This is a genomic window from Planococcus daihaiensis (genome assembly GCF_049262615.1).
Lineage (GTDB): Bacteria > Bacillota > Bacilli > Bacillales_A > Planococcaceae > Planococcus.
The window spans coordinates 69,602-82,840 of record NZ_CP175504.1 but is presented as its reverse complement, the minus strand read 5'-3'; the positions used below and the strand labels follow the sequence as shown (position 1 = coordinate 82,840).

Annotated in this window: 14 protein-coding genes and 1 pseudogene; 13 read left to right on the top strand and 2 right to left on the bottom strand. The window is 43.6% G+C overall.

Annotated features, from left to right (window positions below; genetic code table 11):
* Positions 1-82: 82 nt before the first annotated feature.
* From DHX103_RS00405 to DHX103_RS00375, 7 genes and pseudogenes are all read left to right on the top strand, one after another.
* Positions 83-1,120, top strand: coding sequence for a tetratricopeptide repeat protein (locus DHX103_RS00405; protein WP_422123307.1), 1,038 nt, complete (start codon positions 83-85; stop codon positions 1,118-1,120).
* An 83-nt stretch (positions 1,121-1,203) separates the two neighbouring features.
* A complete protein-coding gene (locus DHX103_RS00400) occupies positions 1,204-2,568 on the top strand; it encodes a M20/M25/M40 family metallo-hydrolase (protein WP_422123306.1) in 1,365 nt (454 codons plus the stop codon).
* Between the two features lie 270 nt (positions 2,569-2,838).
* A complete protein-coding gene (locus DHX103_RS00395; protein ID WP_422123305.1) occupies positions 2,839-3,840 on the top strand; it encodes a DnaJ domain-containing protein in 1,002 nt (333 codons plus the stop codon).
* Between the two features lie 19 nt (positions 3,841-3,859).
* Positions 3,860-4,201, top strand: coding sequence for a hypothetical protein (locus DHX103_RS00390; protein WP_422123304.1), 342 nt, complete (start codon positions 3,860-3,862; stop codon positions 4,199-4,201).
* Between the two features lie 94 nt (positions 4,202-4,295).
* Positions 4,296-5,126 (top strand): hypothetical protein, encoded by an 831-nt coding sequence (locus DHX103_RS00385; RefSeq protein ID WP_422123303.1) that lies wholly within the window; start codon positions 4,296-4,298, stop codon positions 5,124-5,126.
* A 48-nt stretch (positions 5,127-5,174) separates the two neighbouring features.
* Positions 5,175-5,276: pseudogene (locus tag DHX103_RS00380) on the top strand (glyoxalase); the annotation flags it as partial.
* A 175-nt stretch (positions 5,277-5,451) separates the two neighbouring features.
* Positions 5,452-5,574: a hypothetical protein gene (locus DHX103_RS00375; RefSeq protein ID WP_422123302.1), complete on the top strand. Its 123-nt coding sequence runs from the start codon at positions 5,452-5,454 to the stop codon at positions 5,572-5,574.
* Positions 5,575-5,836: 262 nt separating this feature from the next.
* Here the strand turns inward: DHX103_RS00375 and DHX103_RS00370 are convergent, their stop codons facing one another.
* Entirely contained in the window at positions 5,837-5,947 is a 111-nt protein-coding gene (locus tag DHX103_RS00370; RefSeq protein ID WP_379083407.1) for a putative holin-like toxin, read from the bottom strand.
* Between the two features lie 780 nt (positions 5,948-6,727).
* Here DHX103_RS00370 and DHX103_RS00365 point away from each other — a divergent pair.
* The 6 genes from DHX103_RS00365 (at position 6,728) to DHX103_RS00340 (ending at position 12,447) form a co-directional block, all read left to right on the top strand.
* A complete protein-coding gene (locus DHX103_RS00365; protein WP_422123301.1) occupies positions 6,728-7,726 on the top strand; it encodes a macro domain-containing protein in 999 nt (332 codons plus the stop codon).
* Between the two features lie 477 nt (positions 7,727-8,203).
* Complete coding sequence (locus DHX103_RS00360; protein ID WP_422123300.1) at positions 8,204-8,479, top strand: DUF4212 domain-containing protein; 276 nt, start codon at positions 8,204-8,206, stop codon at positions 8,477-8,479.
* Positions 8,480-8,568: 89 nt separating this feature from the next.
* Complete coding sequence (locus DHX103_RS00355; RefSeq protein WP_422123299.1) at positions 8,569-10,239, top strand: sodium:solute symporter family protein; 1,671 nt, start codon at positions 8,569-8,571, stop codon at positions 10,237-10,239.
* 201 nt (positions 10,240-10,440) lie between these two features.
* Positions 10,441-11,166: a 3-oxoacyl-ACP reductase FabG gene (gene fabG, locus DHX103_RS00350; RefSeq protein ID WP_422123298.1), complete on the top strand. Its 726-nt coding sequence runs from the start codon at positions 10,441-10,443 to the stop codon at positions 11,164-11,166.
* Between the two features lie 25 nt (positions 11,167-11,191).
* Positions 11,192-11,530, top strand: a complete 339-nt coding sequence (locus DHX103_RS00345; protein ID WP_422123297.1) for an SCP2 sterol-binding domain-containing protein — start codon at positions 11,192-11,194, stop codon at positions 11,528-11,530.
* Between the two features lie 248 nt (positions 11,531-11,778).
* Complete coding sequence (locus DHX103_RS00340; RefSeq protein ID WP_422123296.1) at positions 11,779-12,447, top strand: DUF1643 domain-containing protein; 669 nt, start codon at positions 11,779-11,781, stop codon at positions 12,445-12,447.
* A gap of 138 nt (positions 12,448-12,585) precedes the next feature.
* On the opposite strand, the gene DHX103_RS00335 is transcribed toward DHX103_RS00340, so the two are convergent.
* Positions 12,586-13,089, bottom strand: a complete 504-nt coding sequence (locus tag DHX103_RS00335; RefSeq protein WP_422123295.1) for a GerW family sporulation protein — start codon at positions 13,087-13,089, stop codon at positions 12,586-12,588.
* Between the last annotated feature and the right edge of the window lie 150 nt (positions 13,090-13,239).

The window sequence follows — 13,239 nt, the reverse complement described above, 5'->3', positions numbered from 1 at the left end:
ATTTAGCCAACATCAAAGAGGTATGAACATTGTTTGTATAGAAAGTAACAAATAAGATTAAAAAGCTAAAGGATGATAAGCCGTGCGCTATACCCGGATGACCCTCGAAGAACTGGAAGAACAGGACCGCCAGCTGCATCTGCAAACCCCTGAGCTGGAAGAATCCTTATTGTATCAGCGGAAGATCGAGCTTTATAAGGCGATGCACCTCAAAGTAAAGCAAAGGGTTCATCGAAAGCTTGAAGACCAGAGTTATTTGGATTCTATAACAGAACGGCTCGTTTTCAATTTGGTGCATTATGGCACCTATCTTAAAAAGGAGGACCAGAAGGTTGACCAGGTGGCGATACCGAACTTGAAACGGGCCTTAAGTTATGATCCGCACAATCCGGTTGCCGCCTACCGATTAGGGTTCATATACTATCGTAACGGTAACTTTATAAACGCTGCGAACTATTTTCAAAAGGCCATTTTTTCCGAGCGTTTCAATGCGAATAATAAAATGGGATTGACGGATCGGCAAAAAGTGAACGCGCAATTGTATCTGACAAACAGCGCATTGCATATTGCCAAACAGTCACAAGAGGATCTTGCGAAGTTTCCGGCAGACGAAGTCGAAAAATTGCCCGGCTATGAGTTTTCCAGCCTGTACGACAGCATAAATGAAAACGAAGCATATTTAAGGAACCATGCGTATTTCCAGGAAACGGAACAGGGCAGAACGACTTGTTCGAAACGGCATTGTGACGAGGTGCTAGTGAATAATCCAGAGGATACGATTGTGTTGTATTTTGCCGATGTCGAAACAAGTGTTAATTTTAATGGCAAAGGTGGAACCTTAACCAAGAGAACTAGTGACGTGTTGCGGCATTTATTGATGAGCAGTTCGGTTGGAAATCCTGCCAATACCCATGATGTAAAGGAATGCTTTGGAGATTTTAAGCCCGATCAAGATGTTCCATGGGCAAGTTATAGAAAAACTGTCAGTAGGATCAGGGAAGTCTTAGAAGCTTGTGCTATTCCGGCCGTCATTGAAACATCTTCTGGAAATCATGCGTATTATTATAACGGTTTATTTCCCTATATGATTTTTTACCGAGTCGACGAAGAAATTGAATAAATCCTACCTCCCTGGAGCTGTGACATTCGTGTCACAGCTCCTATTTTATAATGAAGGCAATAACAGAAAGGGAGAGGATGCACATGCAGAACTTGAACCGATTGTTTATTCGCCACGGATTTCTTGTAGAGGAAATTGGAGAAGGAAAGTTTGATTTCCGGAAAGAAACGGAAGAGAACATGAAGTTTCTTATCGAAACCCTAGAGAAGCTCCTTGTGACTTGCACATTTGGCAATGGCATCTTGAAAATTGAAGAAAAGAAACTTGATGAAGAACGATGGTTGCGTGCGGTGGATTTTGAATATAGAGGCCGGACCGAGATGCTGCAGTTTGGACCAGGCGTGGACATTCCCGGCATCAAAAATTTCGACACCTACATGGCTGGGATCATTCGCCAATTGGATCGATTGGGCCTGTCGACAACCAATTGCTGCGATGGCCACGAAAAGAAGCTTCCCAGCATTTCATTTACCAAAGATACGGATATGGCAACCGTTGTTAAAGTGTTGACTGTCATCGGATTGCCAAAAGTACATGTACGCAACCAATCCGTCAGTATAAGAGTGCCGCGAATCCGATTGCTCGATGCAGCTGAAGCATTAAGCACCTTTTCTCCGGCAGACCTGGATAAGGATATTGTGGATTTAAAAAAGCGAGCATTTTTAATGGAGCTTGAAAGATGCCTGTCAATCGACGGTGAAAGTGGAGAGGAAGATGACATTCGCGACTGGGTCCAGAGCAAACTGTTGAATCATGTAGACTCTTTGGAAGTTGACAGCAAGGGCAATATTCTGGCCGCCAAGGTTTATGGAAGAGGAAAAGGGCCAGTGATTTTATTGAATGCACATCTGGACGCTGTGTACAGTTTTGATGAAGGGCGCAAGATTATAAAAGATGGCAACATCTGGTCCAGCAGCAGCGGCATTTTGGGCGCAGATGACCGGGCGGGTGTCGCCATTATATTGGAAACACTGAAACGTTTAGATGCAGCGAACTTCAATGGGGCCGTGAAATACATTTTCACAGTCGAGGAAGAAATCGGTCTCTTGGGAGCAAAAGGAGTCGATGAAGGTTTCCTGCAGGATGTTGACGTGGCCTTTGTCATCGATCGAAGAGGTACAGGCGATATTGTGACTTCCTGTGGCGGTTATGAGAAATTCTATGACGATTCATTTGGTGAATTCATCGAAGAAACTGCCAGCAACCACCGACTGCCGGGTTGGAAATGCATAGCCGGAGGCAGCAGTGATACCCGCATCTGGGCATCGCATGGCATTCAAAGTGTGAATTTGTCAGCGGGTTATTATCATGAGCATAGCTCTGATGAATGTTTGGATGTTGAGGGTTGTATGGGGACGGTTGAATTGCTGTTGACAGTTTTAAGTAAAGGTAAAAAGTTGCGTGAAATAATTCGGTCTTTAAAGGAAATGAAAAAAATGATAAGTTAACTGATTTCCAACTAGAAGGTCCGGTTATGAGTACAAAATCAGGAGTTTTCGAAATGATTCCAAATCACGGTTTAATCTATTCATGGAGGCTGCTAATATAGCGGCCTCCATTTTTATTATTGATAATATGAATTAATTTCAAGTTTATGGAAAAAAGACCGAAACTCCGGTATAGGCAATAAGGTTAATTTTATTGAAAAATATGGAACTTTAATGATACTATGAATTTAGTATTTAGAATAATTAGACGAATCGGGATTGAGGGGAAGCATGGGCAAATTTATTGATTACTATACATTGCTTAATATACTGCCGACCGCGAGCGAGGAGCTGATCAAACGCGCATACCGCATCCAGTCTAAAGAAATGCACCCCGATCAAGGTGGGGATGCGCGGAAATTCATTCTACTAACGGAAGCCTATAACGTTCTGAGCAATCCGGCAAAAAGAAGGGCGTATGATCAAGAATACGCCCTTCATCAGCAGGAACAAGCGCAATCCAAGGAACGCTCCCGAGAAGAAAGGAGGCAATCGGAACCTGAAGACGCTCCACGATCTCAAAAAGTTTATCCGAAGTTCTCTTTTGACTATATCCGCTATGGAAAGGTGATGTTAGGAGCGCTGATTGGCCTTAGTATCCTGGCAAAAGCTATAAGCGCTTTAGATGAAGGCAGTGAACCTGAAATTCCTGTAAATCCTATCGACTTTCCATTTACAGCTAGTGAGGAATCCAGTGAGACAAATCCGGAAGTTGAGACTGGCGTAGAATTACCGGATGAAAAAGAAGCATCAGCAGTGGAGGTAAGTGAACAAGCGATTGACAAATCTGAAGAAACTGAAGCTGCAGAAGATGTAATTGACGTTGAGGAAGAGGTATATGCTTCCTCCGAAACTACAACAACAGATTCCTCTTCATTGTATGTCCGCTATTTAGACCGAATTTATAAATTGGAAGATGATTTCCAAAGTTATAGCGAAGTTTGGGAAACAGGAAGCGATGCCGAAATTACGCAAGCAACTTATAACGAGTTTGAAGCTTGGGATGATTTATTGAATGAAATTTATCAAAGTTTAAAAATGGAATTAACAGAGACCGACTTTGTAAATTTGAGAGATACGCAGCGTACATGGCTATTAGAGCGGGATAGGGTTGCTGATGCGGCAATTGTCGATTTTACTGGTGGCTCTTGGGAAGCGCCTCTCTATACTCTTGCACAGCTGGAAGAAACGAGAAAGCGTTGCTTATGGCTGGTTATGAATTATATGGATTAGATGGAAGGGGGATGATTTGATGTTCGGATTTCTGAAGTTATCAGGTGCACCGCCAAGAGCTTATACATACTATCAGCATTGCAAAAATTCTGAGGAAAAGATGATTATGGACGATTTACATAAAGAATTCTCTGCACTCTTCAAGAAGCATGAAAAAATAGTTATGGACGAGGCAAGATTAGAGCAGAACAATCGAAATGAATCTATTCGAGAGTTTAGAAAGCGTCAGGAGGCATTGGTATTAATCCGTGCCTTTGATGATATGGCCAAGTACGGATTTGAGAAAAGGTATTCCGAATTTATAATTAGCTTATTTTATCCAAGAGAAATTTCACCTTACTTAAATTTGAGGCTCTGTTAAAAGGATTTCCATATAATTGGGAGTCCTATTGTTTCTAAAAATAACAACACCAAACTTTAACAGAGCCAAAGTAAAAAACGAAATGAGGATTGACATGAACAAGACAGTCAAAATTGCCAGTTTGCTGATGGTATTGGTTCTGGTCATCATCTTCGCATTGACGTACCTTGTCATTTCGCTGTTGGAAGGTGACGAAGTGTTTGAGACGACAACCGAAGAAATCGAAACGTTCACCCGGCTGCATCTGACAGACCCCACGGCCCTCGAAGACTATTTCATCCAACTGGAAGATGAAACGGAAACCCGCTTTGCGATTCAAGACCACAAAATCGCCGAAGATCGTTCGTTCAGCGAAAGCACCTACACCAAAGATGAGAGTGCTTTTGACAACCAGCGCGAAGTCTACGTGACGATTACCTATCAAACAACCGGTACCGATAAAAGCGTATACACCTTATGTAAAACGTGTTCGTACGAAGCGACAGCCATCTACGAATATGAAGACGGCAACTACCTGCTGGATGCCGTCAAGTTCGAACAGAATTGGTTGTTCGAGACGCTTGCCGAAACGCTGGCGCCGGAATATGTCGAAATGGGCACCCTTCCCGACAGTCCGTATTATTACCACATCGTATCGGATCACGAGCGCACCCTGTCGTTCAACGAATTGAGCGCCACCGGTTATTGGGACAAAGACACCGATAACTTTATGCTGACAGTTCCCCTGTACAGCGACCCTGTGCCATTGCACAACGGTATCATTTTCGGCGACTTGTTTGACTATGATACGCGCAGCAGCACATCCGGATTTCTCCGGATCAACGACGACGGCTCCGTATCGCTCTACGAAACACCGTCCGTAACGCCCAGCGAAGACACGGGCAACCCGGATGTCGCATTGGTCAAAACATTTCTTCCAAAGTAACCCAAACCTCAAAAAACAGGAGGTCGTTTCATGAATATCTTAGTCAAAATTAGAATGTTAAATTCTGTTCCAATCCCTAATTATGAACGTTTTGAATTTAGAGACCCTTTTGGAAATAGAGTAGAGATTATAAAAGAAATTCAAAAATAATTCTTCTTCCACTATCGAGGACGTTTGCTTAATAAAACGATAATGCAACATAGGATTCCCATATAATTGGGAGTCTTATTGTTTCTGAAAATAACAACACCAAACTTTAACAGAGCCAAATTTGAAAAAGAAGGTTGAATCAAATAAAAGGTTAATCGAAAGGAGGTAAAATCTAATGCCTATAGAGTTTTGGGAATTCTTATTATGGTTTTTAGAAACAGCGCGTATTCCTTTAGTAGTGGCTGTAATGATTGCCGTTTATCATTATTACTACCATGTTAAACCATCAAAAAATTAAAAAGAGGTTAGATACATAAAAGAAAATCCAAACCTATAAAATGCCAGCAGGCACATTATCGGCATTTTAAAAAAGAAGACCCTATTAATAAATTATAAATAATAGAACCTAAAAACTCAGTATGTTATAATTTAGATATAAAAAAGACCGAGTGCGTTAACACCCGGTCGATGCAGTACATGCCGCAAAAGAGCGGCTGGCCAAATTAGTGAATGTTTATCTTAAAGAGTAATCGCCCACAATCCTGCCAGGGAGGGGACGGTTACTTCTTTTTGTTGATGGCAATTGCGATGATTGCGACTCCAGCGGTTAAAGCTGAAGCGAGGAATATACCGAATTGAAATAGCATATTCATAGCATCGTAAGTTACCATATCTAAACACCCCCTTTCTCAAGGGAGTGCCAACCGCCCGTCCACTTTATGTAGCTGCATTTCTTAGTTTATCATGTAAATAAGGAGTTTACTATTCCAGTTTAGATGCCTGGAAATTGTGCAGCTCCCTGGGAAGCGTAGCTAATTAATGCAGGTATAACTTTTCACAACAATCGGATTGAAACCTAGTTTGCAACTCTATCCCGATATATGATTAGAGTAAGCACATTTAATGTGATTGTAACGACGAGAAGAACTGCTGAAACAATCGCGACGGCTCCACTAGTGTCCATAAGAGCAGACCAATCCTCAATCTGTACTAGATGATGACTATAAAAAATCTGGAAACTCAGCGAAATAGCACAAGCACTGAGACTTATAATTGAACGAGTGATCCAATGGTTTTGCTTTTCGTAGCGTCCGAAATTTACAACAGGAAGTACCCAAGCAATTAGTCCAAGTACGAGACTGCCGAGATTAAGCCAACCATAGTCCATTTCTAATTTCCCCTTTATTGTCCTTATTCTTTTTCAGCCATTCTGCCCGTTAGATGAATAGGAAGTATGATTATTTCATCAACTTAGACGTCCTATATATGCCAAAAGTTTCCTTATTTGGTATCAAATCCTAGGGTGATGTCATTCATAAGCAATACGCTTTCTTATTGTGCCGCTCCCTGGCAAGCGCAGTATTGCCATATGATAAGATGGAAGATATAAGCAACTTTTCAAAACATAAGTTTTACATAAGCAATCAAAACATCGGAAAGGGGACTGGCACATGCCACTCGAAATCGTACGCCACGACATTACGAAAATGACCACCGATGCCATCGTCAATGCCGCAAACTCACAGCTGAAAATGGGCGGCGGTGTCTGCGGTGCTATTTTTAATGCAGCTGGGGCCGTGCAATTGCAGCAGGCCTGCGACCGCATCGGCCATTGTGCAGTGGGCGAAGCGGTGCATACGGAGGCTTTTGAGCTGGATTCCAAGTTCATCATCCACACCGTGGGACCCGTCTGGGAAGGCGGATCCAATAACGAAGAAGCGCTGCTGCGGAATTGTTACCGCAACTCCCTGGAACTTGCCCACCGGCTCGGCTGTGAATCGATCTCATTTCCGCTCATCTCCACCGGCATCTTCGGTTATCCGAAAGAACCTGCCTTGCAGATCGCCATCTCAGAAATCGAAGCCTTTCTATTGAAGCATGAAATGCAGGTCTATTTGGTCGTATTCGACAGGCAATCCTTCGGAATCAGTGAAAAACTCTACCAGTCGATTGCCGCCTTCATTGATGAAAATGAAGTGACGGAACTGGAGAAAAAGGATCTCCGTTATCGGAAGATAAGCGAGCCAGAGACTGGCTTGTATACCCAGGAACAGGAAAGTAAATTGGAATCCCAACTCGAACTCAGCCTGGAGGATGTTCTTCAAGACGTGGATGAATCCTTTTCAGAATGCCTGCTCCGTATGATTGACGAAAAAGGCATGACAGACACTGAAGCATATAAAGGGGCAAATATCGACAGGAAGCTGTTTTCCAAGATTCGCAATTCTCCGGGATACACGCCGTTGAAAAAGACAATTGTCGCGTTTGCAATAGCGCTTGAGCTGGACCTGTATGAAACAGAAGAATTGCTTGGAACAGCGGGCTATAGATTGTCGCGCAGCCATAAATTCGATCTGATCATTCTCTATTTCATAGAGCGGAAGAATTACAATATCCATGAAATCAACGAGGCGTTGTTTGCGTTCAATCAAGTGCTGCTGGGTGCTTGAAAATAAATTGTTGAAGTGCAGATCATTTAACCCAAAAGCGGCTGAAGAAATATCTTCAGCCGCTTTTTCCTGTTCCATAATAAGTTGAGAGTTGACAAGAGTGTTAATTTTTAGAATAATGGCAATAATACATTTTCAAAAAAATTCCATTCTTAAGGGGGATATTCATCAGACAAGGAAAACCGCATGAAATAAAAAGCAGCAATGACAGCGCTTGCAGAAGGAGGTTTATATGATTTGGGTTATAGCTTTCGGGCTGGTGACTATTGCTTCGGTAGTATTGGGCCTGAGAAAGAAGAAGGCAATTTACTTGCTCGTCCCTTTTGCATCCATCTTCGCGTTCATGTTAGTGAAAATTATTATGATACCTCTTCCATTTACAGATACGGTCCGTTTCATATTTAGTTTGAGTGGATGAGCAAATAATAATTTTTACGGTCTAGTTGGGATCTTATCAAAAATAATGGGGTGAAGATTTTGAGGAAGATTGATAAAAAAGAAGCAGATGCTTATTTTCGTCTTCGTACCACTTTAATTATGATTTACCTGGCAATAGGATTTACCGCCTCTTTTGTTGTCGTTTTTTTCGCGGAAAGATTGTCCGGTTTTAGCATCAACGGCTTTCCTTTCCACTATTTCATGGGGGCACAGGGAGCGGTTCTTATCTTTATACTCCTGCTGTTCATCAACGCTATTGTAAATGATCAAATCGACAAAAAATTTGGCCTGAGCCAAGTCAAGAAAAGAGGATAATACCCGCTAACAAGATCTTTTATTCAAACTAAGAATAATGCCATCTGAAAACAAGAGATTTGGAGGGCATTTCAAAAGGGGGAGAACTGGTGGATACACAATTTATCGTATCGCTCGGCCTGATTTTGGTAACGTTCGGCTTGTATATTGGAATTGCCTTCTATAATATGGCGCGTCAAACTTCTGATTTCTATGTGGCAGGAAGAAATGTACCAGCCATCTTTAATGGGATGGCAATCGGTGCCGACTGGATGAGTGCTGCTTCTTTTATCGGTATGGCGGGTACAGTCATGCTCCTCGGCTACGACGGCTTAGCCTATATCATGGGGTGGACAGGCGGCTATCTTTTGCTGACCTTTTTATTGGCTCCACAATTGCGAAAGTCTGGCCGCTATACGGTTCCAGAATTTATTGGCGACCGCTATAACAGTGGTACAGCACGCTTAATTGCCGCTGTTGCAACGATCATCATCAGTTTTACATATTCTATCGGACAACTTTCAGGTTCAGGAGTTGTTATTGGCCGGTTATTGGAAGTTGATACGGCCATTGGCACAATGATAGGTGTGGCGCTAATCGCCTTTTACTCCGCAGTCGGGGGGATGAAAGGGATCACCTGGACACAAGTAGCGCAATATATTGTGCTGATCACAGCTTATCTTATACCGGTCATCTTTATGTCACTTCAATTGACCAATAATCCGTTGCCATGGCTTTCTTACGGCCAGATTGTCAGCGAACTTCAAGTATTGGATGCACAGCTTGGAATTTCAGAATATATTGTGCCATTTACCGAGGCGACGAGATGGCAGTTTTTGGCCCTGATGTTTACGCTCATGGCGGGAACAGCCGGTCTGCCACACGTCATCGTCCGTTTTTACACAGTACCGACAATGAAAGCGGCTCGCTGGAGCGGGGCTTGGGCTTTGCTGTTCATCGGTTTGCTTTATCTGTCGGCACCAGCTTATGCTGCGTTTTCCCGTTTTATCTTAATGACTCAAGTAGCAGGTTCGTCAATTGCAGATTTACCGGCCTGGACAACTTCATGGGTCAACACCGGTTCGCTTTCGCTGGCAGATGCCAATGGTGATGGCATTTTACAATGGGAGGAATTGGTGATCAGCAATGATATTGTGGTCATGGCAACTCCCGAAATTGCCAACCTGGGAGTGTTCGTCGTTGGTTTAATGGCGGCAGGCGCAATGGCTGCTGCACTGTCAACAGCCGGCGGATTAATGATCGCCATTTCTGCAGCGCTGTCTCAAGACATTTACTACCGTTCTATTAACCCGCATGCCACCGAAAGAAAACGGTTATTAGTTGGCCGCTGGTCGATCATTATTGCAACCGTGTCGGCAGGGATTGTTGCATTGGATCCGCCAGGAGCTATTACGCAAATTGTCGCATGGGCCTTTGCGCTGGCGTCAGGAACCTTCTTCCCAGCCCTGATTTTAGGCGTTTGGTGGAAACGGGCAAACGGACCGGGTGTTATTGCCGGAATGTTAACCGGTCTGGTCGTGACACTCGGTTACATTTTTGCTTCCAGATTTGGAGGTTTCAGTATCCTGGGAATAATCGATACGGGTGCTGGAGTGTTTGGCGCTGCGGCGGCAATCATTGCGATTATTGTTGTTTCGTTGATAACAAAAGCGCCTTCGCAGGAAACGCAAGATGGCGTAATGGATCTCCGTTATCCGGAAGGTATGATTTACAAAAACGGTGAAGTATGGATAGATGATTCGATAAAAGAGCAAGAATAACAAATGAAAGGGAACATAAACGGTTTAATACAAACCGTTTATGTTTCTTTTTTAACTGCTGCTCAGTTTTATTGTAATCAATCAATTTACAGATAATTTCGAAAAAAAGGAGGAATCAGGCAGTTTTGAATAGAAATGGTATGAGGTGCCATTTTTTATAAGTTTTATCATCAGATAGAGAGATAGAGGGGAATGAGTTAATTGGAAAACAAAGTTGCTGTGGTGACAGGCGGTGCACAGGGCATCGGAGCGGGGATTGTTGAACGGTTCCTTGCAGAAGGCGTAAATGTCGCAGTACTCGACGTCAATGGAGAAAAACTTAACGAGCGCTGGAATGACGCAGGAGCTCAGCTTGCCACATTCCAATGTGATGTGACAGACGGTGAGCAGGTGAAACGGGTCTTCGAAGAAATATACAACCGATTTGGAACGATCGATATTCTGGTGAACAACGCCGGGATTACGCGTGATGCCATTTTTCACAAGATGACAGAAGAGCAATGGCATTCCGTGATGGATGTCAACTTGACCTCGATGTTTCATACGTGCCAGGCGGTTATACCGCGGATGCGGAAACAGGAATATGGAAAAATCGTCAATATCTCCTCCGTATCAAGCTGGGGGAATGCGGGGCAGGCAAATTACAGCGCATCAAAAGCGGGCGTTCTCGGGTTTACCAAAACCTTGGCCAAAGAAAACGGCGGGAAACATATTACGGTAAATGCCATTGCACCGGGGCAGATCGATACCGAGATGACCAAGGATCTTCCTGAAAACATTCAAATGATGGCGTTGATGCTGACACCGGCCGGGCGCCTCGGAAAACCGGAAGAAGTGGCATCGGTGGCACGGTTCCTGGCATCGGATGACTCGAGTTTCGTCAACGGGGAATGCATACACGTCAACGGCGGATTTTTGATGGCTTAATTAGAGATAAAGGGGATGAAATGAAATGACATTATCTACATTAAATGAAACGATGGAACAGATTGAAAAGGAAATCAACAAGAATCCGGAGCCGATTTCGGGCATGGATACGGTTTACCAATTTGAAATTGACGGCGAAACCTATCAATTGCAGATGAAAGACGGTACTGCGAAAATTTTGGAGGATTCGGTAAGTGATCCCAATTGCACGCTGATTATGTCCTCCGATAACTTCCATAAATTCCTGGCAGGAAAATTAAACGGCATGACCGCTTTCATGACGGGCAAGCTGAAAATCCAGGGTGACATGACAAAAGCGTTGAAGCTTGAGAGTATCGTGAAGCAATACGATTTGGAGATTTAATAGCAGGAGATTTGAACAAAACTTGTTTGGGCAAGAACGGCGCCTGAACGAGTTTTTTTGTGCAAAAAAAAATAGGCTTTCGATTCACCCTGGAAATTATTTTCTGAATTATATGATTATTAATTGCAAACATACGTTCCCTTTGGTAAGATGAAAGTACTAAAAGATGAAATGACGGATCCCTTTGCCGTTCATTTAGCCGAAGCCTCAACAGAAATGGAACCTAAAAATGTTGGAGGAGGAATTGTATGTTTCAATCAGCAAAAGACTTGGAAGGAGTATTTTCCACAGAAGCCGCTTTCTACAAATTGAACACCGGCGAACGGACGCATCTCTGCCGCAGCCTGGCTGCCATTCGCAGAAAAGGAACTCAAAAAGAGAGGGTGGATGCGCTTTTTGTGCTGCTGAATCCGGGGAAATGTCTGCCGGTGGACGGGGAAGATTCCATTCCCTTGTTATCAGGAATCGTGGATGGGGTGCCGCTTAACCCGGCAACTCCTGATAACACGATGTATCAGCTGATGCGGCTGATGGAGCGGATGAATTGGGATCATGTTCAAATCATTAATCTGACAGATTTGAGAACTGGAACATTTGATGACTATAAAGAAAGCAAAAAGTTCATGCAGGAACAGGAAGACAGTCGGCATAATATCTTTGCCATTGACCGCTACAGCGAGCTGATGGATTGTGTGGAAAGGGCAGATGCGATCATCGCAGGGTGGGGCGTTAAGTCTTCGATCACCCCGATAGCGCTGGAAGCGTATACGATTTTATCGGAACTGGGGACCGTCAGCGGTTTGGCTAATAGCAGCCATCCGCTTTACTATCACCCATTTCCCTGGATCCGGGGAAAATGCATCCAATGGCTGGATGATATGGAACAGCAGCTGAAAAAGGCGGAGCAAGTGGTTTAGCAATAGACGTGAATAAGGCAAAATCTGAGTTAAAGGATTTCGAGTTCCTACTATAGTAACTCGACTGACAGCAACAAAAAAGCCAGCTGAAAATCAATTGATTTTCAGCTGGCTTTTGGCATTTCCAAAAAACAAATATTAATCGCTGTGTTCCATGCCTTTCATCTTCATGCCTTGTCCTTTGTTTTTGCAGCGGCCGCTATGACGCTTGCGGCTGCTCCCTTTGTGTTCCATTCCTCCGGCCTTTTCTTGGCTGCCTGCCATCAACATTGCAAGACCTGTCACCATGAGCGGCATAAGAAGAAGGAGTTCGATCGGCACAATTGGCCGATAAACGGTCTTCTCAGCCGTCACATCATAGATGCCCACCGGTTTTATCTGGAAAGAGCCGCCAGCCCCCTCGCCGTGGCCTCCTTCAACTTCTTCGTATCCGGGAGACTCGGAATCTTCATCTTCGAGTTCATAACCGCCGCCAGACCCTGCGCCAACACTATATTTGACTTTGGCTACCGGAATAATGGTCCTGCCCTGCATTTCGATCGGATCTCCGTAAACGAGTGACACATCGCGAGCTTTTGAAAACTTTTCAAAAATCGGAAGTACTGGAGACGATTGGTACGGTGTAAAATCTTTTTCATCCATGTTCTTCACTCCTTTTAAATAGTTTGTATCGATAGCAATGAATAATACATAGTCTCCGTGGCCGAAACGTCCCTTCTTAAGGCAGGCTGATAATATATAGATTCGCTTTGTCTGGAACTAACCCTCTATTTTATTTTTGCTATTGTTGAA